Source organism: Vibrio sp. J383, from assembly GCF_023503985.1.
Lineage (GTDB): Bacteria > Pseudomonadota > Gammaproteobacteria > Enterobacterales > Vibrionaceae > Vibrio > Vibrio splendidus.
In genome coordinates this window covers 2,085,095-2,104,666 of record NZ_CP097293.1, presented here as the reverse complement: position 1 = coordinate 2,104,666, position 19,572 = coordinate 2,085,095, and the positions used below count along the sequence as shown (strand labels likewise).

The following is a 19,572-nucleotide window of genomic DNA, read 5'->3' as shown; positions in this document are numbered from 1 at the left end:
AACGCAGTAGAAATATTATCAGGTGATAATATGGTTGGATTCGATTCGAGGTTAAAGCTAAAAAGTTATAGGTTTGAGACCAATAACTGTGGTGTCGCTTTTTGCTGAAGGTAGATACTAAAGCGGCTTCCCTTGCCTACTTCTGATTCGACACGTATCTCACCGCCCGTTTGGCTCAAGATACTTTGAGATACTGATAAGCCTAAGCCTGTACCGTCACGTTTGGTGGTGTAGAAAGGTGAAAAGATGCGTTTCAATTGTTCTTCTTTGATACCACACCCTTCATCTTCAACATGAACGATTGCACCATGAGACACGCCATTCTCCACCCAGTCTTCACTTGAGATAGTCAATGTGCCCTGTCCGTCCATGGCATGAATCGCGTTCATCTGTAGGTTAACCAAAATCTGCAAAAGTTGGTTTCGGTTAACTTCCACAGACGTTTTAGCATGCAGTTGTGATACGTAGACAATGCCTTTCTTTTTCGCGCCTGTTTTTACGAGCGTAATACTTTCATCCACTATTGGATTGATATGTTGCCACGTAATTTCGTCTTGTACACCGCCATGACGGCTGTATTGAAGCAGGCTTCGTGTGATATTTCGGATTCGGTCAATCTGTTCCATGATAGCGTGGACTTCTTCGTCTACACGAGCGACTTCGTCACCGAGTTCAAACTTCATCAACTCTACATTGCCAAGAATTACCGCTGTCGGGTTATTAATCTCATGGGCAATGCCCGCGGTTAATTCGCCTAGCGCGGCTAACTTTTCGTTGACCACCAGCTTGTCTCGAGCTTGATTCAACAGCTTGATATGCAGTTCGAGTTCTTCGGTTTTCTCTTTCAAGCTAGCAGTACGAGAATGAACCTTACATTCGAGTTCTGAGGCGGCTTGTTGGATCTCTTGATTACGTTCGTGCAGCAAATCCAACATCTTATCGAATTGTTTAGCGAGCAAAGTCAGCTCGTGTTGATCGTTCAAACCAAGAGTACCAATTCGCTTGTCTTGCCCCATCTGGACTAGCTTCACCACTTTGTGAATGCGTTCAATTGGGTTGAAAAGATCACGCGCACCACGGTGAACGATCAAACCAGAAGCCAGTAACAACAACACAATCGTAATACTGATTTCACCAAGGTTGGTTAAGTACGTTTCCACCAATGGCCAAATCAGATAACCGGTATAGAGCATGCCGATGACGTTATCGAATTGGTCATGAATCGGTTGATACGCAGTGATGTACCAAGCGTCGTAAACATACGCTCTATCTAGCCACTCTTTGCCTTCATTCAATACTTTAGAATGAACCTCGTGAGAAACACGAGTACCAATTGCGCGCCCTGCACTTTCTTCGCTGCTCAACGGTACATTAGTGCTGACACGTAGGTCATCAAGAAACACAGTAACGGTGCCAATACGACGATTGAACCCCTCGCGTTGCGGATAAATGAGATTGCTGATCTGATCAACCAACTGTGTGCTGTTATTAAGGAGGATCCCGCCATCAAGAAAACCAATCACGTGATCATTCTTGTCACGAATCGACACAACGGTACGGCTAACTAAACCCCGAGTTTCAACATTTTGACTATTGAGCATTGGGACTTCGGCTTGCCTGGCAAGGTTTTGGTCTAAATCGTTGAGTTCGTTTTGGCTCAATACACTAAAGAACGATTCTTTGTGTGTCAGGTTGAGGTATTCAAGCTTTTTCTCCATGCTCTCGACGCTGCGCCAGCGTAGAAAATCGAGTTTATAGCGAGATTTATTTTCAGAAACCCAACGTGTGAGCTCTTCTTTCGAAATATCGCTCGTGAGTTTGATTCGGAAGTTGTAAGACTCAGCAAATGCTTGAACGTTATAGGCCTGTTGGTTCTGAATTAGATGGATACTGTTGTCGGCAACATCCAAACGCTCATCGACATCAATCAGAGCACCCTGCCACGTGTAATGTACTGACCAATACAGTGTTATAGCGACAAGCGCACATAAGGTAAGAATGATGGGAGCGGATGTTAGAAATAGCAGGCGATAACGCACCATGGTTTTGAACCGGAACGCCCACTTTGTCCACCAATGACGTCTAATCGGCATATTCAGAGCCTTCTGTGTTCCATTCTTTGTACTTACGCTCTAGTGTTTTACGTGCCACACCGAGATCTCGCGCAGCTGCAGATTTATTGCCATCATGGAAACTCACCAGTTGTTCTATGTGAGATTTTTCTACTTCTTTGAGTGTCCAAGTGTTCGGGTAACCCTCAGCTGCGTCTACATTATTCAAGTTTGGTATTTCCGCGCCATGTGACACCGTCACTGAAATGCTGGTTGGGGCTGGATCACCATTCACTTCGCGCCAATAGTGTGCTGGTGGCTTGTCTAAAAGAATGCATCTTTCGACTAAGTTCTTAAGTTCGCGAATATTTCCCGGCCATTCGTATTCATTCATTGCCAAGATATCTTCATGTGCCCAGTTTGGAACCGGCATACCCAGTTCACTAGATAAAAGACGAGTGAAGTATGGAACAAGCTCTATCAGATCAGAAGGTCGTTCTCTCAATGGCACAACATCAATCTTAAGTACATTGAGTCGGTAGAACAGATCGCGACGGAAGTGGCCTTTATCGACCTCTTCTTGAAGGTTTCGGTTTGTTGCTGCGACGACACGTACATCGACAGCGATCTCTTTCTCACTGCCAACTGGACGAATAGTACGTTGCTCTAACACACGTAACAGCGCAGCTTGCATTGGCAGTGGCATTTCACCGATCTCATCAAGGAACAAGGTGCCACCGCTTGCGACTCTGAACAGACCTTCACGATTTTTCTTCGCGCCGGTAAATGCGCCAGAGGTATGCCCGAATAGCTCACTTTCTAAAAGCTCAGGCGCAATCGCTCCACAGTTAATTGGCACGAATGGCCCTGTTCGTTTGCTAGCTTCATGTACACCACGAGCAACTAACTCTTTACCCGTACCCGACTCACCTTCTATAAGAACTGATGCTCTTGACGGTGCAAATTGACTGATCAGCAATTTAAGCTGTTTAGTCTTGTCTGAATTGCCGATCAATTCGGTCTTGATATGACGGCTAACATCGCGCTTCAACGCGTACTGCATTCTTTGGTCAAGTCGCTTATCCATACAACGCAGAACAGCTTGTATCATCTGTTCTAAGTTGAACGGCTTAAGAATGAAATCTGAAGCGCCAAGCTTAAGCGCAGATATCGTCATCTCTAAATCAGCATAACCTGTCATGAAAATCACATCGGCACGTTTGTCGTTGTCGTTAAACGCCTCTTCCCACTCAATACCAGACCGACCTGGCAGGTTGATATCAAGAACAATGAGATCAAAATGCTCGCTCGAACGCAGTATTTCGGCTTCTTCAACCGACCCTGCACTCGATACCTTGCCAAAGAACTTACCCAGTGCTTTCTTTAAAATAGCCTGCATACCCATTTCATCATCCACAACCAAGACGGAAAACGCTTGATATTGAGTCAATGTGTTCGGGTTGAGGTTGGGTGCAGGTGAACTAGGTAAAGACATAATGATTAGCCGGTGGGGAAAGTTGGGACAGAGTGTACCAATTAACCTTTTGTGCAACAGGGACAATGTGCGACATTTTGTCCTAGCTCATGTTTTGATTCATTTTAGAGGGCTAAATGACGCAGTTTTGTCCGAAATAACAGCAATTTAATGAGACCTGATGCATGATTTATTGGCATTAAGTTTGCTTGTAAGGTGTAGATTTCTAATTACAACAATTAGCGTCTTATGCACATGCCCTTTTTTGAGCCCTTTAATACTAAAGGCATGTCATTCATTTATAACAGAATGGACATAATAATAATGAAAGCAATTCCCCTAACTATTGCAGCTCTATCTATCGTCAGTTACACGGCTAGCAGCGCGGAAGACACCACCCATATCAAATTGGCGACCACCACAAGTACCTACCACTCTGGTCTACTTGACTACTTATTACCTGAGTTCGAAAAAGATTCTGGTATCAAAGTTGATGTTCTAGCGGCGGGTACAGGTAAATCACTTCGCATGGGTGAGAATGGCGATGTAGATCTAGTGATGACTCACGCACCAAAGGCTGAAGCGAATTTCGTTGAACAAGGTTACGGGGTTCTACCTCGCAAGCTGATGTACAACGACTTTGTCATTGTTGGTCCTCAAAGCGATCCAGCGAAGATTGAATCTCAAAAAGCAGTGACTGATGTGTTCAAAGCAATCGCGAACAATAACGTGACCTTTGTTTCTCGTGGTGACGACTCTGGTACTCATAAGAAAGAGATGGGTATTTGGGCACAAACTAAAATGGAACCAAACTTCGGTGGTTATCGCAGTGTGGGTCAAGGCATGGGCCCTACTCTGAACATGGCGTCAGAGATGCAAGGCTACACCATGACAGACCGTGGTACTTGGTTGGCTTACCAAAACAAATTGGATCTTAAAATCCTTTTCCAAGGTGACAAGAACCTGTTTAACCCTTACCAAGTGATTCTTGTTAACCCAGAACGCTACCCGAGCATCAACTATCAAGCTGCGAAAGTATTCAGTGATTGGCTGGTTAACCCTAAAGGTCAGAAACTGATTAACGACTTTAAACTGCACGGCAAACAGCTGTTTGTTGCGAGCGCAGAATAGTTTGTTGCGAGCGCAGAACAGTTGGTTGTAAGCAATGAGTCGTTGGTTGTAAGTAAAGCGTAGCATTGAAGGTGTAGTCAAAACCAACAAGCACTACACTTAGCTAAACAGTTAACGAAGCACTCTTAAAAACAATAGCTGGCCAATTCAAGCTCAAATAGTTTGTGTCAGCTATGATTAACATCAGTCATTACCGATAAAGACCTATTATCGATTCACACGAGATACTTCATGACCCTATGGCAAACAACGATTGATGCAATGAACCTACTAGTGAGTTTTGACCACGAATTGTGGAAAATCGTCGCGGTATCTTTCAGCGTATCTTTGTCCGCCATCTCATTAGTGATTGTTCCTGCAATCCTTATGGCTTTCTTATTGGCTTATACCGAGTTCCCCGGGAAGTGGGCATTGTTATCGGTGATCAACACCCTGCAAGCTATCCCAACCGTGGTTATCGGTTTGTTGATGTACATGATGCTCTCTCGTTCTGGCCCACTCGGTGATTGGGAATTACTGTTCACCCAAAAGGCGATGATTCTAGGTCAGATGCTGATCTGTTTCCCAATCCTAGTCGCGATGATGCACGGCGCTCTCCAAGCCAGTGACCGCCGAGCGGTTGAAACGGCGCGCACGCTTGGTGTATCAACCACACGTGTGGCATGTACCTTAATTTGGGAAACACGCTTCCCTCTTTTAGCGGCAACTATCGCTGCCTTCTCTCGTATCGTCACTGAGGTTGGTTGTTCAATGATGGTCGGTGGCAACATTATGGGGATGACAAGAAATATCCCAACAGCTATCGCTATGGAAAGCCACAAAGGCGCATTCGCTCAAGGCGTCGCCCTCGGTATGGTGTTATTAGCATTGGCATTAGCCCTTAACTTTTTCCTTTCCAGTGTGAGAGGAAAAGGCTATTTAAGAACTTAGGAACGCTGTCATGAGTATAAAAATAACAACGCAGCAAATTTCAATGCGCTACAAAGAGCGTGTTTTGTTCCATATCCCTGAATTGTCGATCGGCCCCAACGATGCCATTTATCTCAAAGGAGATAATGGTGTGGGTAAAACGACCCTACTTAAAATATTGTCTGGATTGATTCAGCCAAGCTCTGGCCGCATTCAGTCTCCAACACAAAGCTGGCAGCAGATCTTATTCCCTAGGCTCAAGTTCAAAGACATTATCTACCTGCATCAAACCCCCTATCTTTTTGATGGTTCGGTGTACCAAAATGTCGCTTATGGCATTCGCTTTAACAAAGAGAGCCAAAAAGATAAGCGAGCGCAAATAATTAATGCGCTGAGAATGGTAGGTTTAGAAACCTTGGCAGATGAACACATTTCTGTGTTGTCTGGTGGTGAGCGTCAACGCGTTGCAATGGCACGAGCCTGGATTCTTAAGCCGTCAATCTTGCTTATGGATGAACCAAGTGCCTCTTTAGACAAAGAATCTATTGAAAGATTGGTGATAATGGCCGAAGATCTTCTTCAAAGAGGCGCGAGTTTAGTCATCACTAGTCACCAAACTAACGCGTTAACCGACTTATGTAAGAAGCAATGGTGGATCAAAGACAATACTTTGACCGAATCGCCGCTTCTGCAAGTTATTCAGAAAGATAAAGCACAAGAGAATATTTATGCTGCTTCCAACGCAAACTAGTTGGGTTATTTTGGCTGGCGGACAGGCCAGCCGCATGGGCGGAAAAGATAAAGGACTTGTTGAGCTCAACGGTTCTCCGCTTATTCAATACGTTATAAACAAGCTGTCACAACAAGATGTCAGCATCACCATCAATGCCAACCGTAACTTAGACAGTTACCAAGCATTTGCTCCGGTTGTTTCCGATTCCTTCCCTGACTATCCAGGTCCATTGGGCGGCATTCATGCTGGCCTTAAAAACGCGAGCACAGACTGGGTCGGCTTTGTCCCTTGCGACAGCCCACAAATCAGTGACGACCTTGTTGAGCGTTTTTGTTCTGCAGTTAAAGAAGACAGTGACATTCTTGTCGCGCATGATGGCGAATTTAAGCAACCTGTATTCACCCTATTCCACAAACGTGTTCTGCCAAAGCTAGAAGCGTTTTTGGAACGTGGTGATCGTAAAATCATCTTGCTATACAAAGAATGTGTTACCGAATACGTTGATTTCAGCGATTCTCCTAACTGCTTTGTCAATCTCAACACGCCAGAAGAACTCACCCAATTCGGAACGCTTCAATAATGAAAGATTCTAAACAACGCCCTAACCTTCCTTTATTGGGCTTTGCTGCTTATAGCGGGACAGGTAAAACAACGGTACTTGAAGCGTTACTGCCTCTGCTGACTAATGCGGGTTTAAAAGTGGGTGTGTTAAAACATGCTCACCACGATTTTGATGTCGATAAGCCGGGTAAAGACAGCTACCGTTTACGTAAAGCGGGCGCAAACCAAATGCTGATTGCATCGCGTAATCGTCACGTGATGATGACAGAAACGCCAGAAGCCGAAGCTAATTTTGATTACCTTCTGACACGTTTCGATACCAACACGCTGGACTTGATTCTGGTCGAAGGCTGTAAAAACATCGCCTTCCCTAAAATTGAATTGCACAGAGATGAAGTCGGTAAACCTTGGTTGTACCCGAATGATAACAACATTATTGCTATCGCGGCAGACATCCAAGTTGAATCAGAGCTGCCACAAATGGCGATCAGCGACTTAGAAGCGATTCGTGATTTCATCATCGATTACGCACAGTCCTTTGACCTTTCCTCAACAGCAGGCAAAGCCGTGTCATGCTCATCTTCAAAAGACGCTGCGCCCGCAGTGTGTTGTGATTCGTTCTCTCCTGCAGGTTTAACCGTTACTCAAGGCCAACAAAAGATTGTTGATAGCATTGACGCGCTCGATCTCACAGAGAGTGTTGAACTATTGCAGGGCTACGGTCGTGTTTTGGCTGAAGATGTAATCTCGCCAATCAATGTGCCTCAAAACACCAACTCAGCAATGGACGGCTACGCAATTCGTAGTGAAGATTTAGAACTGGATAGTTACCAACTGGTTGCTGAAGTTATGGCTGGTCACAGCTACGAGCAAACCGTTCAACAAGGTGAAGCTGTTAAGATCATGACGGGTGCACCAATGCCTGAAGGCGTTGATGTTGTTGTAATGCGCGAACAAGCCGTTCAAGATGGCGATAAGGTTAGCTTCCCAGGTGCGAAAATCTCAATTGGACAAAATGTCCGTATGGCTGGTGAAGATTTAGAAATCGGCCAACCTGTCTTTACACGTGGCACACGCATCGAAGCGCCAGAAATGGGCATGATGGCGTCGTTAGGTTTTGGTGCCTGCCCTGTTCTGCGTAAAGTTAAAGTGGGTGTGTTCTCTACGGGTGACGAAGTTCAAGCTCCGGGCAGCGAGCAAAAATCAAACTCTATCTACGACTCGAACCGTTTTACTATCATCGGCATGCTTCAAAAGCTGGGTTGTGACATCGTTGATTACGGCATCATTGAAGATGATGAACAGAAGATGATGGATGTGCTGCATTCAGCGTCGCTTGAAACCGATATGGTTCTGACTTCTGGTGGCGTATCTGTTGGTGATGCGGATTACATCAAGCTTGCGTTAGATAAGCTGGGTGAAATCAACTTCTGGCGTATCAATATGCGTCCGGGTCGCCCTCTTGCTTACGGAAAAATTGAAGACAAACCTTTCTTCGGTTTACCGGGCAATCCAGTTGCCGTTATGGTGTCGTTCATTAACTTTGTAGAGCCAGCGATCCGCAAGCTTCAAGGTCAAACCAACTGGACACCAGTTAAAGCGAACGCGGTAGCGACCGAACAGTTGCGTTCACGCCAAGGTCGTACCGAGTTCAGCCGTGGTGTGTTCTCGATGAATGAATCGGGTGTGCTTCAAGTGAAAACGACGGGTAAGCAAGGTTCAGGTATCCTGCGTTCAATGAGCGAAGCAAACTGTTTAATCGAAATCTCACCAGCGGTTGATACCGTGAAAGTTGGTGAAACGGTAACGATCATTCCTCTGCAGGGGCGCGTTTAATTCAAAGCTTAATCAGCTAAGTTGACTTACCAGATCTTTAATTGACTTAGCGGACCTTTGTCATGAATAGATGAAGCCCCTTCTATCGAGCTTTCGATGTTCAGGGGCTTTCTTTTGTGAAAGACAACCTGTTCGTTTCCTTAAAGACAAAAGCTTAAATGACGCCAAACGTTTAGAACGATAATCTTAAGATTTTTTATCATAACCTTGAGCCACGTACTGTTTTTATGTAGAGTGCGCGCAAAGTAATAATTCTATTGGAGAGCACCATGGCTCGTACCATTCTGTACACTTACAAAGACGAAGACAAAGAGTTACTGTTTTCGAAACAAGAACACCGCACGATCCAAGAAGCTGTCGCTGCAGCCGAAGGTATCGACATCACTGAGTACCTAAAAACTGAGCAACAGCTTGAGTTTATTTCTGATACTAAAGCGGTTCGTAACTACCAAGATAACTATTTCCGTAAGCTTGGCTTCACTAAGCTTACGTTGAAGCAAAAAGACAACCTTGGTGTTGGTAAAAAGAAGAAGTAAGCCCTCTGGCTTCTTTTTCTCGATCTGTAGTTTCTAGCTTTTCGTTTGCACTTGAGAGCTAAGAAGTTAAGAGCTAAAGAAACGAAAACACCGAACAATAAAAAATGCCGCAACCTCTTTAGAGATTGCGGCATTTTTATTTATGCTTTTAACTATCTAACCTTAATTAGCTTAACGGTAAGTGACGATTACTTAATGTTAAGGAATGCAGCACCACGAACGCCGCCTGAATCACCGTGCTTCGCTTTGATGATTTTTGGACATTTCGCTACAGACAATAGGTATTTAGGAACACGCTTTGGCATCTCTTCGTAGATAAGTTCAAAGTTTGAAAGTCCACCACCCAGTGCTACAACATGCGGGTCAAGTGCAGTAAATAGGTTTGCGAAACAGATAGCCAATAGCTCCATGAAACGGTCAACGTGCTCAGCTGCTTTTGCTTCGCCTTCGTTGTACGCTTGGATGATTTCAATCGCTTTCTTTTTCTCACCGAAGTAGTGCTCATAAATCAGTTCAAAGCCGCGACCAGAAAGGTAGCTATCTAAACAACCTTTCTTGCCACAACCACAGCCTAGTAACGGTGCGTTGTCGCCAAGGTGGAACCATGCATCAATAGGAAGACGCATATGGCCGAGCTCGCCAGCAACGTGGTTACGTCCTGAGAATACTTTGCCATCAAAAACCAAACCACCACCAAAACCAGTACCTAAAATTAGGCCCGCTACTGATGGTTCATCTTTCAATTCATCATCCCACGCTTCAGACAGCGCAAAACAGTTCGCATCGTTCTCGATTTTAACACTACGACCAATCAGCGCTTCTAAGTCTTTGCGTAATGGCTTACCTGTTGAAGCCGGTACGTTAACAACAAGCATGGTGCCGTCGTCCGCATCTTCCATACCAGGAAGACCAAGGCCAATTTTGCCTTCGCAAGAGAATTCGCTATCGTATTTTTTTACCAAACCGGCAATCGTATCAAGTAGCAGTTGATAATCTTCAGTAGGCGTTGGTACGCGTTCGGTTGCTACTCGCTCAAGTTTTTCATTGAACGCACCAAACTCAATTTTTGTGCCGCCAACATCAAAGCCGTAATACATGAAATCTCTCCAATTTTTCCCTAAATTCGGGCAAATAAAATTTTTAAATTAAACAACTAGGAAGCATTATCCATAACACTCCCCCTACAAACCGTGATAGATAACAAACTTATCTCGTGTTCGAATCTGTTTGAACAACAAGTCAGCACAAAGCGGTTAAAGGTTAGAGTGACGTCTCACTTTTATTATGCTCTATGAAAGCATTCAGGCTTGGTTTGGTTGGATCCGATTTATAACGTGTCTTACTCAACATGTAGCTTTCACGAAATGCTTCAAACCATAGCTGTAAAGTCTTAGCGCCCTGCTCTTCACCGGCTTGCTTCAAAACTAAGCTCGCTACTTCGGCCGTTGATAGATGTTGTTCGTTGTCTGACTTACGCATCATGTATTGAGAAACCGATTCCGGTTCAATCGACAACACCGGTAAATCTTGCAGATACTCTGAGCGACGGAAGATACGTCGTGCTTCGCGCCAACTGCCATCAATGAAAATCAGCAATAGTGTTTTGTTTGGGTCACGCATTTGTGGCAGATCTTGAACTACGCGCGTTTTGTCGTCGGTATAGTCTTCAGGGAATACGATCACAGGTTGGTATTTGTCATCTTTGAGGACATCCAACATCTCTTGATTTGGCTCAGTACGATGCCAAAGGTAGGCGTAACTGTCTTTAACGGTATCAACAATCAAACGACCAGTGTTACTTGGCTTTAAGATTTCGTTGTCTGACAAGATCAACATAGTCGCGACGTTCGTATCAACGTTAGGTTGATGCTCACAGATACAGCTGTCTTGTTTGATTTTGCAGAATTCACATCGCACGACTTTACACCCGCGCGCATTAAACGGTTTGGTAGCAATGGACAAACGATGTTGATATAAACGGTGAAAAGCGTGGATTCTCATGGACAATAACGATAACTCTAGAAAAGTGGCACGATTGTACTTACAGTGTCCTTAGAATGATAGAAGGAATTCCCATGCAAGACCCATCACTGCTTCGCCTTGTTTGTTTTATTGTCGTTTTTGGATTGTGTGCGCTTTGGGAATACCGTTTTCCGCGTAAAACACTGACTCAAAGCAAATGGTTTCGTTGGGGGAATAACTTTGCGTTGGTTGCTTTGAACAGCTTTCTATTAGCCACTCTAATTCCTATCGCAGCATTCCAAGCGGCGGTCATTGCACAAGAAAACCAATGGGGTCTGTTCAATACCCTGTCACTTCCTAAAGAACTCACCATTCTGATCTGCGTTTTACTGTTAGATTGCGCCATTTACCTACAGCACTTGGTGTTTCACCGTGTTCCTTGGTTGTGGAAGCTACATCGAGTTCACCATGCGGACCTAGATATTGATGTCACAACCGGTACTCGGTTTCATCCAATAGAGATGATTCTTTCAATGCTGATTAAAGTGAGCTTTGTCATAGCACTTGGTGTTCCAGTGATCGCTGTTGTCATCTTCGAAATTGTGTTGAATGCCAGTGCCATGTTTAACCACAGCAATGGGCGTCTACCGCTGTGGATTGATACGCGGTTGAGAAAAGTGATTGTGACACCAGACATGCACCGCGTTCATCACTCGGTTATCGTGAAAGAAACCCACTCAAACTTCGGTTTCTTTTTATCTGTGTGGGACATCTGGTTTAAGACTTACCGCGCTCAACCAAAGCTTGGTCACGATAACGTTCAGATTGGCGTTCTAGAGATTCAAGATGGTAAAGAACAACGGTTAGATCTGATGCTACGTCAGCCATTTACTCAATTCCCGACGACGAAAAACTAGGTTTGAATTCATTTGAGGCTCAAGCTTTAATTGAGACCAAACTTAGCTTAATACCAAAGTTATCTTAATCCGAAAACAAAACGCCCTTAGATTCTTGTGAGAATTTAAGAGCGTTTCTGTATCGATAGTAGTTATAAGCGTAGTTAGTGACTAAGTGCTGCTAGTGCTGCTAGTGCTGCTAGTGCTGCTAGTGCTGCTAGTGCTGCTAGTGCTTAAACTCTTGCGCACACTAGCTTAACTGTCAAGCTTGTTTATTTCAGTACGTATTTATGAAGCATAGCTTGTTGGTGCCCTGCTATCTCACCAACTTGCTCTGAACTCTCGATCATAGATTCAAGTTGCAGTTTAGTGTTCTCACCCTGCTCAGACACGCGAGTGATAGAATGCGTTACATCGACAGTCGCACGGGCTTGTTGGTCGGTTGCTACCATGATTTGCTCAACACGTCCTTTGATTTGGCTAACCGCGAATTCGATTTTCTCGAAGGCTTGTTTTACATCGCCACTGGTTTCTAGTGCGTTGGCCATTTCACTTCTCGATTCCGTTACAGAAGCGCGTGATCGGTCAGCCGCCGCCACCAATTCGTTCATCATATTACGAATATTAGTGGTTTGCTGGGAGGTACCACTCGCCAGTTTTCGTACTTCATCGGCAACCACTGCAAACCCGCGGCCTTGATCTCCTGCTCGCGCTGCTTCTATTGCGGCATTCAATGCGAGTAAATTGGTGTTTTCAGCAATACCACTGATCACGTCAACCATTTCACGAATCTGTTTAACGCGAATATCCAAGTCCGTCATCGATTCTTGATTCAGGCTAAGAGATTGCTCAAGTGCTTGTAATCGCTTCTGATTTAGGCCGATCACTTGGCTACCATTAACTGATTCGTCTTCTGCTATCTGCGCGTCGTCATTCGATGCGTTAGATATACGAGCAATCTCACCAATGGACGCTTCAAGTTCTGTAATTGTGGCGATCATATTCTGTAGTGATTCGTTCTGCTCATTCAAGCTTGAATTGGTTTGCTCAGCAGCATCATGACTTACTTCAGCGGTTTGATAGAGCGTTTCACAATTACGCGTTACCAAACGAACCGAATCCGCGGTGGAATCTACGACCGTATTTAGCTTCGAAGTAATAACCTGTAACTCTAGCGGCCCGAGTAGTTCACTTTGTTTAGAGAAATCATGATCTGCAAGTGAACTCAACTGGTGAGTAATGTTTTTAAGCCCTTTATTCATCCAACGGCGTAACACGAACCATGAGATCACAATAATAAAGGCAATCACTAGCCCGCTGATAAACAACACACGATCAATATTGGTGATGGTTTGATTTACAACCAATTCACTTTCATCAATCAGTTGCGAGGCGGTAGAAGACAATTGATTCAGTGTGCTGATGACGGTATTCGCTAGGGTGATGACTTGCGTTAAGTTTTGCTCTTGCTGCTGAACCAGTTCGAGCTTCAATAGGATTTGTTTGATTACACCTTCTTCGGTAAAGCCTTCTTTAACCATCTCGTAAGGCGCCGTCAAGCTCGCGAACTCAGCGATGTCTGGGTGCCAATCGGCAAAATCGCTGTAAGCCAAGTTAAGGCCTGCGATTCGGTTTCTCAATTGACGGTATTCGTCTTGTGCTTTATCAATGTCAGATTGCATCATCAACATCAAGAAGGTGTTCGCCATAGCAGACGCACTGGATGTAAATCGGTTCGCTGCATCGCTCGCTTCTGGGTTGTCTTCAACCAAGAATGAGCTGATTCGATTCATTTCTGGTCCGATTGAGCCAACACCATAACGAAACTCGCCCATTTTACTGTCGATTAGGTTTTGCTTACTTTGAATCTCAATCTGCGCCAGCAATACCGTATTAGTCATGGTTTGCAGTTGCGCCATATCATCAATAAGGTTTTGTTGTTGCTCTAAAGAGATCGCATCAGGAAAAGATTGGGAGATAAAAAGGAGTTCCTCAAGCGTGGTATTACTCTCTGTTGCGAGTTGGTCAATTGAAACCCTTGTCGAATTCAGCGCATTTAAGTCGGTTGACTGGGTGCTATAGGTGAGAAGTTTCACTTGCTCTAATACGCTTTGCGTTAATTCGGCGTTGTGTAAAGCAAGGGGTAAAGCTTGTTCTGAAAGTGCGTCAAAATGTCCCCCGACCCGTTCAACTCCCCGAATGCTAACCATTGATAAAAAACTAACGAGTAAAAGAATGGAAATAAATACAGCAGTGACGGTTTGAATGAGCGAGAATGTATAACGTGAGGGTTTTATTGATAAATTTGTGTCGGGCATGTGAAATCCAGTTTGACTACGAAAAGAGATATCCTTAAGTTAGTTCGTATACTAGAAGTCCTTGATGACGTTTTTATTTCAGTTTTTTGTCAGAAGAGTTACATATGAAATTCAGAAAAATGGCTGTAGTTACAATAACTTTAGCAACATTGGCTGCTTGTAGCTCGTCACCATCGCCTTCTCAGCTTAGTCAAACCGCACAGAAACCCTTATCAAAGTCAGAACAATTGACTACAAACGCTTATATGAGCGTGTATGAACAGTGGAAAGGTGTGCCATACCATTTCGGTGGGACATCATTTCGAGGCGTAGATTGCTCCGCTTTTGTTCAAATTGCCGTGCAAAATGCGACACAACAAGCCCTACCGAGAACCACAAAAGATCAGAGTAAAAAGGGAAAAGAAATAGCGTATGGACAAGCAACAAGCGGAGATTTGGTATTTTTCAAAACGTCGATGACGGTAAGACACGTAGGTGTGTATTTAGGGAATAATCAATTCCTACATGCTTCGACATCGAAAGGTGTCATTATATCGAGGTTGGATAACCCTTATTGGGCTTCTAAGTTTTGGCACTTTAGGCGTTTATAGCGGTTTAAAGTCTTAACCGCTAAACGAGGTCACTTTTAAAGCTACGACGTAAACGCCTATCATCGTGAACATAATCATCGTGAAAAAATGACTAACGAGGAAATGGACAAATAGTTAGTCGTATTTAGCGACAGCAGAATCAAATAGATTCTTCACTAGCGCGATGTATTCATCTAGAAATACAATTTGCTCGTTGGTCGCTTTCTTAGCCCATACACCCGCTAATACTTCGCCTAAATCCGCTACCACAGCATCGGCTTCTTTCAAAAGTTGAAAACGAACACTCGAATGCAACTCTGGATTTTGCTCAAAAATAGCCATGATGTTTGTTGAAATCATGTCTGTGATGATGTCTTCAACACTCTCATTGCCTGTATCGCCATTACTATTTGTAAAGACGTCCAGATTAAACGATAAGTGCTCGATCAGAGCCAAATAGCCATCGGTTTCTACAACCACAATAAATCTCCGTTTTAAGCTCAAGAGCAGATTATACGTACTTGCTTAATACTATGTAAATGAAGCGATTTGTCATCACTTTATTACCAAAAACCGTATTAAAATGATCCTAGTTAGTGTTTCAGCTTAAATATTAAACCAATGACTGAATATATACATGTCGCTAGATGTCTGTTGGTCAAGATACTTGCAGATTCAGCACGTCATCATTACTCGGCTATTAAAGAGTTAGTAAAGAGCTAGTAAGCTGAGATGGTCACGTGCCCTATCGTTAACTATAGTCGTTTCAACCTACTCTAATAGCACATTTAAGTTGATGCGTAGACAATAACAAGCTCCAACTACTTTTCCAGTTTGTTTCGACCAAAACCGTTTCGATTGTGAGGCCAGTTCCAAACAATTCTATAACTTTGCCTTGCCAATTTCTGTTTGTATTTCAAAGAGCTTGAATCAGTTCGAGTTCACAAATCAGCCAATTGATTCTACATAAGGTGAAGAACAGATAAGAACATTGACGAGTACGTCTATAAATTGCTCAAATTTATCCTAAACTATGGCTAACAAACAGTATTTCTAACCTTCAATTTTTTAACTTTCAGTCTTTGAGGATTTCCTATGTGGCAGGCCATTTCTCAACAACTTTCAGATACTCTTCTATTTAACTTTCAGATTACTGAACGTACCAAGGTTTCTGGTGGTGACATTAACGATTGCTATATGATCAGCGATGGTAATGAACGCTACTTCGTAAAAGTGAACCAGCGAGAATTTTTACCTAAGTTTGAAATCGAAGCTGAGAACTTACGCTTGTTAAGAGAAACTTCCACCGTTTATGTGCCTGAGTTGGTACTGATTGGTAAAACCAAAGAATGCTCATTCATTATTCTCAATTACTTGCCAACTAAGCCGCTTGATACCGGTAATAACAGCTTTGATTTCGGGGTGCAGCTTGCTCAGCTTCATAAATGGGGCGAGCAAAAAGAGTTTGGTTGTGACCAAGATAATTATATCGGTAGTACACTTCAGCCTAACCCTTGGCATAAGAAATGGGGTCGCTTTTTCTCTGAACAACGCATCGGCTTCCAACTGCAACTGCTAAAAGAGAAAGGCATTGAATTCGGTGATATTGATGACATCGTTGATGTCGTGAATATGCGTCTTGCTGGCCACAACCCTCGCCCTTCGTTGCTTCATGGTGATCTATGGAATGGCAACGTAGCGAATTCAGCCTTTGGGCCAATCTGTTACGACCCCGCTTGTTATTGGGGCGACCATGAATGTGACTTAGCGTTAACGGAATTGTTTGAAGGGTTTCCAAAAGAGTTTTATGAAGGTTATCAGAGCGTCAATCCACTCGACGTTGGCTATACTGATCGGAAAGACATTTACAACTTGTACCATCTTCTTAACCACTGCAATCAATTTGGCGGCGAATATTTAGCACAAACTGAAGCATGTATTCAGAAGATACAGGCCGTTTAATACCAATCACAGCTAGCTATTGCGATCTATACAAGCTACTGCGATTTGGACAAGATACAGTGAGGAGAATTAGCCATGCATAAATACACAGAGAAACATGTCTCGTGCCCCCACTGTGGGCATGCAATCAGCATAACGCTCGATGCTTCTAATGGGAGCCAAGATTTTTATGACGATTGCCCGGCGTGTTGCAATGCCATTCACCTCGATATGCAGGTAGATGAAGTGAGAGACAGAATTAACCTCTCGATTGATGCAGACGACGAACAAGTCTTCTAACACCTACTCTCTTGTCGAGTTGGATCTACACCTCGATTTAGCGCTACATCTCGATTTTGAGGCTAGCCTAGAAAAATACAAATACACAAAAATAGAAAAAGAGCACCTAATGTGCTCTTTTTTAATATCTTCGACTTTTACTTAGTGTCGCTTTTGGGGCAAATGCAATTTATAAACCGTCACTACGACTTCTGGTTTGCTAATACGCGTTCGACAGTATCAACAATCGCCTGTGTTTGAGGGTCGAACTCAATATTTACTTGATCGCCTACTTCACGGCCGCCAAACAGAGTACGATTCAGCGTTTCTGGGATCAGGTGAACAGAGAAACGGTTCTCTTCCACTTCACCGATTGTCAATGAACAACCATCAACGCCAATGTAGCCCTTGCTCAACACATACTTCATTGATTCTTGCGGCAGCTCAAACCAAAGCGTACGGTTATTTTCTGTCTTAATCACATCAACGAGGTTACCCATAAGAGTAATGTGGCCAGACATGCTATGTCCGCCAATTTCGTCACCAAACTTTGCTGCACGCTCAACATTCACTTTGTCACCAACATTCAGTTGGCCCAAGTTCGTCAATCGCAATGTGGCTTGCATTAAATCAAAAGCAATCTGATTGCCTGAAATTTCCGTTACCGTTAAGCAACAACCGTTATGAGCTACTGAGGCACCAATTGCTAATCCCTCAACCATTTCGTCACTTAACTCAATGGTATGAGTTTGAAACAACTCTTTTTTGTTTATAGCAACCAGTGTTGCCATGCCTTGAACGATACCTGTAAACATAAGATTCCTATTTAGCATTCTAATAACAGTTTTTCATAGCAGTTATTGTGACATTTCTTTATGATTCGTCCAGTGGAAGCTTAAGATCATTGCCTCTGATTCCTTCAGAATGTCCTTTCCTACACTATTATTCTAATTTTCCCTCTTATTTGGAGTTGTTTGTGCATCGTTACAAAGAAGAATCCTCGAATCTAATCAAACTTGCGACCCCAGTTTTGATTGCATCTGTTGCACAAACTGGAATGGGTTTTGTTGATACTGTGATGGCCGGTGGCGTAAGTGCTATCGATATGGCGGCGGTTTCGATTGCAGCAAGTATCTGGCTACCATCAATATTATTTGGTGTCGGTCTATTGATGGCGTTGGTTCCTGTTGTTGCACAACTGAACGGTTCAGGCCGCCAAGTCAAAATTCCATTTGAGATTCAGCAAGGTGCGTTTTTAGCACTCGTCATTTCTCTTCCAATCATTGGCGTACTATTCCAAACGCAGCTGATATTGGAATGGATGGACATTGAGCAACTCATGGCAGACAAGACCATCGGCTATATGAATGCGGTGATGTTTGCTGTCCCTGCGTTTTTGCTGTTCCAAACATTGAGAAGTTTTACTGATGGCATGTCTTTAACTAAGCCTGCCATGGTGATTGGTTTTATCGGTTTGCTATTAAACATCCCGCTAAACTGGATGTTCGTATACGGGAAACTTGGTGCTCCTGCTCTGGGTGGTGTTGGCTGTGGCGTTGCAACGGCTATCGTCTATTGGGTGATGTTTGCACTGCTGTTCGCTTACGTTTTAACATCAAAGCGTTTGGCTAAAATCAACATCTTCGGGACGTTCCACAAGCCTCAACTTAAAGCTCAAATTCGTTTGTTTAGACTTGGTTTTCCAGTTGCTGCCGCTATCTTCTTCGAGGTCACGCTGTTCGCTGTGGTTTCCCTATTAGTTGCCCCATTAGGTTCATTGGTTGTTGCCGCACACCAAGTCGCGATTAATTTCTCTTCTCTCGTGTTTATGATTCCAATGAGTATCGGTGCCGCCGTGAGTATTCGTGTTGGCCATAAGCTTGGTGAAAACAACACTGAAGGTGCGAAGATCGCAACACACGTGGGTATCATCGTCGGTTTGGTAACCGCCTTTATGACAGCGGCATTAACAGTATTGTTTAGAGAGCAGGTTTCGTTACTTTACACAGAGAACACGGCGGTAGTTACCGTTGCGATGCAATTATTGTTGTTCGCTGCGGTTTATCAATGTACCGATGCAATCCAAGTTATTGCCGCAGGCGCTTTGCGTGGATACAAAGACATACGTTCTATCTTCAACATTACCTTCGTAGCGTATTGGTTACTTGGTCTTCCTATCGGCTACATCTTAGGGATGAAAGATTGGATTGTTGAACCTATGGGCGCACATGGGTTCTGGATTGGTTTCATTGTCGGCCTAACATCAGCTGCCATTATGCTTGGTATGCGTTTGCATTGGATGCATAAACAAGATGATGATGTTCAGTTAGAATTTAGCTCTCGTTAGATTCGTCCTCGCTAAACCGGTATCGCCGT

The 19,572-nt window shown here is 43.8% G+C and carries 18 protein-coding genes; 11 read left to right on the top strand and 7 right to left on the bottom strand.

Features of this window, described 5'->3' with window-relative positions; genetic code table 11:
• Window positions 1-65: 65 nt before the first annotated feature.
• Together M4S28_RS09615 and M4S28_RS09610 are read right to left on the bottom strand one after the other, a co-directional pair.
• Window positions 66-2,093: a sensor histidine kinase gene (locus tag M4S28_RS09615; RefSeq protein WP_249631708.1), complete on the bottom strand. Its 2,028-nt coding sequence runs from the start codon at window positions 2,091-2,093 to the stop codon at window positions 66-68.
• Window positions 2,083-3,546, bottom strand: a complete 1,464-nt coding sequence (locus tag M4S28_RS09610; RefSeq protein WP_249631707.1) for a sigma-54-dependent transcriptional regulator — start codon at window positions 3,544-3,546, stop codon at window positions 2,083-2,085. The genes M4S28_RS09615 and M4S28_RS09610 overlap by 11 nt, the downstream gene beginning before the upstream one ends.
• A 303-nt stretch (window positions 3,547-3,849) precedes the next feature.
• Between M4S28_RS09610 and M4S28_RS09605 the strand changes: the two genes are divergently transcribed.
• The 6 genes from M4S28_RS09605 to M4S28_RS09580 all read left to right on the top strand — a co-directional run bounded on the left by M4S28_RS09605 (window position 3,850) and on the right by M4S28_RS09580 (window position 9,231).
• Entirely contained in the window at window positions 3,850-4,656 is an 807-nt protein-coding gene (locus tag M4S28_RS09605; RefSeq protein WP_017077255.1) for an ABC transporter substrate-binding protein, read from the top strand.
• Between the two features lie 231 nt (window positions 4,657-4,887).
• Window positions 4,888-5,586, top strand: a complete 699-nt coding sequence (locus M4S28_RS09600) for an ABC transporter permease (RefSeq protein WP_017068184.1) — start codon at window positions 4,888-4,890, stop codon at window positions 5,584-5,586.
• Window positions 5,587-5,596: 10 nt separating this feature from the next.
• Window positions 5,597-6,316 (top strand): energy-coupling factor ABC transporter ATP-binding protein, encoded by a 720-nt coding sequence (locus M4S28_RS09595; protein WP_004733775.1) that lies wholly within the window; start codon window positions 5,597-5,599, stop codon window positions 6,314-6,316.
• Entirely contained in the window at window positions 6,294-6,878 is a 585-nt protein-coding gene (gene mobA, locus M4S28_RS09590) for a molybdenum cofactor guanylyltransferase MobA (protein ID WP_004733776.1), read from the top strand. Before M4S28_RS09595 ends, mobA begins: the two co-directional genes overlap by 23 nt.
• On the top strand, window positions 6,878-8,695 hold the full coding sequence (locus tag M4S28_RS09585; RefSeq protein ID WP_249631706.1) for a bifunctional molybdopterin-guanine dinucleotide biosynthesis adaptor protein MobB/molybdopterin molybdotransferase MoeA: 1,818 nt from the start codon (window positions 6,878-6,880) through the stop codon (window positions 8,693-8,695). The genes mobA and M4S28_RS09585 overlap by 1 nt, the downstream gene beginning before the upstream one ends.
• A 269-nt stretch (window positions 8,696-8,964) precedes the next feature.
• Window positions 8,965-9,231, top strand: coding sequence for a DUF2960 family protein (locus tag M4S28_RS09580; RefSeq protein ID WP_004733780.1), 267 nt, complete (start codon window positions 8,965-8,967; stop codon window positions 9,229-9,231).
• A gap of 188 nt (window positions 9,232-9,419) precedes the next feature.
• Here the strand turns inward: M4S28_RS09580 and nagK are convergent, their stop codons facing one another.
• Both nagK and M4S28_RS09570 read right to left on the bottom strand, forming a co-directional pair.
• Window positions 9,420-10,328, bottom strand: a complete 909-nt coding sequence (nagK, locus tag M4S28_RS09575) for an N-acetylglucosamine kinase (protein ID WP_004733781.1) — start codon at window positions 10,326-10,328, stop codon at window positions 9,420-9,422.
• A 163-nt stretch (window positions 10,329-10,491) separates the two neighbouring features.
• Window positions 10,492-11,238, bottom strand: a complete 747-nt coding sequence (locus M4S28_RS09570; RefSeq protein WP_249631705.1) for a tRNA-uridine aminocarboxypropyltransferase — start codon at window positions 11,236-11,238, stop codon at window positions 10,492-10,494.
• Between the two features lie 68 nt (window positions 11,239-11,306).
• Here M4S28_RS09570 and M4S28_RS09565 point away from each other — a divergent pair, with 68 nt between their 5' ends.
• On the top strand, window positions 11,307-12,110 hold the full coding sequence (locus tag M4S28_RS09565; protein ID WP_249631704.1) for a sterol desaturase family protein: 804 nt from the start codon (window positions 11,307-11,309) through the stop codon (window positions 12,108-12,110).
• Between the two features lie 251 nt (window positions 12,111-12,361).
• Here the strand turns inward: M4S28_RS09565 and M4S28_RS09560 are convergent, their stop codons facing one another.
• Window positions 12,362-14,407, bottom strand: coding sequence for a methyl-accepting chemotaxis protein (locus M4S28_RS09560; RefSeq protein WP_249631703.1), 2,046 nt, complete (start codon window positions 14,405-14,407; stop codon window positions 12,362-12,364).
• A 104-nt stretch (window positions 14,408-14,511) separates the two neighbouring features.
• On the opposite strand from M4S28_RS09560, the gene M4S28_RS09555 reads away from it, so the two are divergent.
• Window positions 14,512-14,997, top strand: a complete 486-nt coding sequence (locus tag M4S28_RS09555) for a C40 family peptidase (RefSeq protein ID WP_017083653.1) — start codon at window positions 14,512-14,514, stop codon at window positions 14,995-14,997.
• A 114-nt stretch (window positions 14,998-15,111) separates the two neighbouring features.
• Here the strand turns inward: M4S28_RS09555 and M4S28_RS09550 are convergent, their stop codons facing one another.
• Window positions 15,112-15,456 (bottom strand): DUF3802 family protein, encoded by a 345-nt coding sequence (locus M4S28_RS09550; protein WP_004733787.1) that lies wholly within the window; start codon window positions 15,454-15,456, stop codon window positions 15,112-15,114.
• A gap of 615 nt (window positions 15,457-16,071) precedes the next feature.
• On the opposite strand from M4S28_RS09550, the gene M4S28_RS09545 reads away from it, so the two are divergent.
• Both M4S28_RS09545 and M4S28_RS09540 read left to right on the top strand, forming a co-directional pair.
• Complete coding sequence (locus tag M4S28_RS09545) at window positions 16,072-16,938, top strand: fructosamine kinase family protein (protein ID WP_004733788.1); 867 nt, start codon at window positions 16,072-16,074, stop codon at window positions 16,936-16,938.
• 75 nt (window positions 16,939-17,013) lie between these two features.
• Complete coding sequence (locus M4S28_RS09540; RefSeq protein WP_004733789.1) at window positions 17,014-17,217, top strand: CPXCG motif-containing cysteine-rich protein; 204 nt, start codon at window positions 17,014-17,016, stop codon at window positions 17,215-17,217.
• A gap of 182 nt (window positions 17,218-17,399) precedes the next feature.
• Here the strand turns inward: M4S28_RS09540 and M4S28_RS09535 are convergent, their stop codons facing one another.
• Window positions 17,400-18,011 carry a riboflavin synthase gene (locus M4S28_RS09535; protein WP_029224555.1) on the bottom strand — a complete coding sequence of 204 codons (612 nt, stop codon included), beginning with the start codon at window positions 18,009-18,011 and terminating at the stop codon, window positions 17,400-17,402.
• Between the two features lie 161 nt (window positions 18,012-18,172).
• Here M4S28_RS09535 and M4S28_RS09530 point away from each other — a divergent pair, with 161 nt between their 5' ends.
• Window positions 18,173-19,543 (top strand): MATE family efflux transporter, encoded by a 1,371-nt coding sequence (locus M4S28_RS09530; protein WP_249631702.1) that lies wholly within the window; start codon window positions 18,173-18,175, stop codon window positions 19,541-19,543.
• Window positions 19,544-19,572 lie beyond the last annotated feature (29 nt).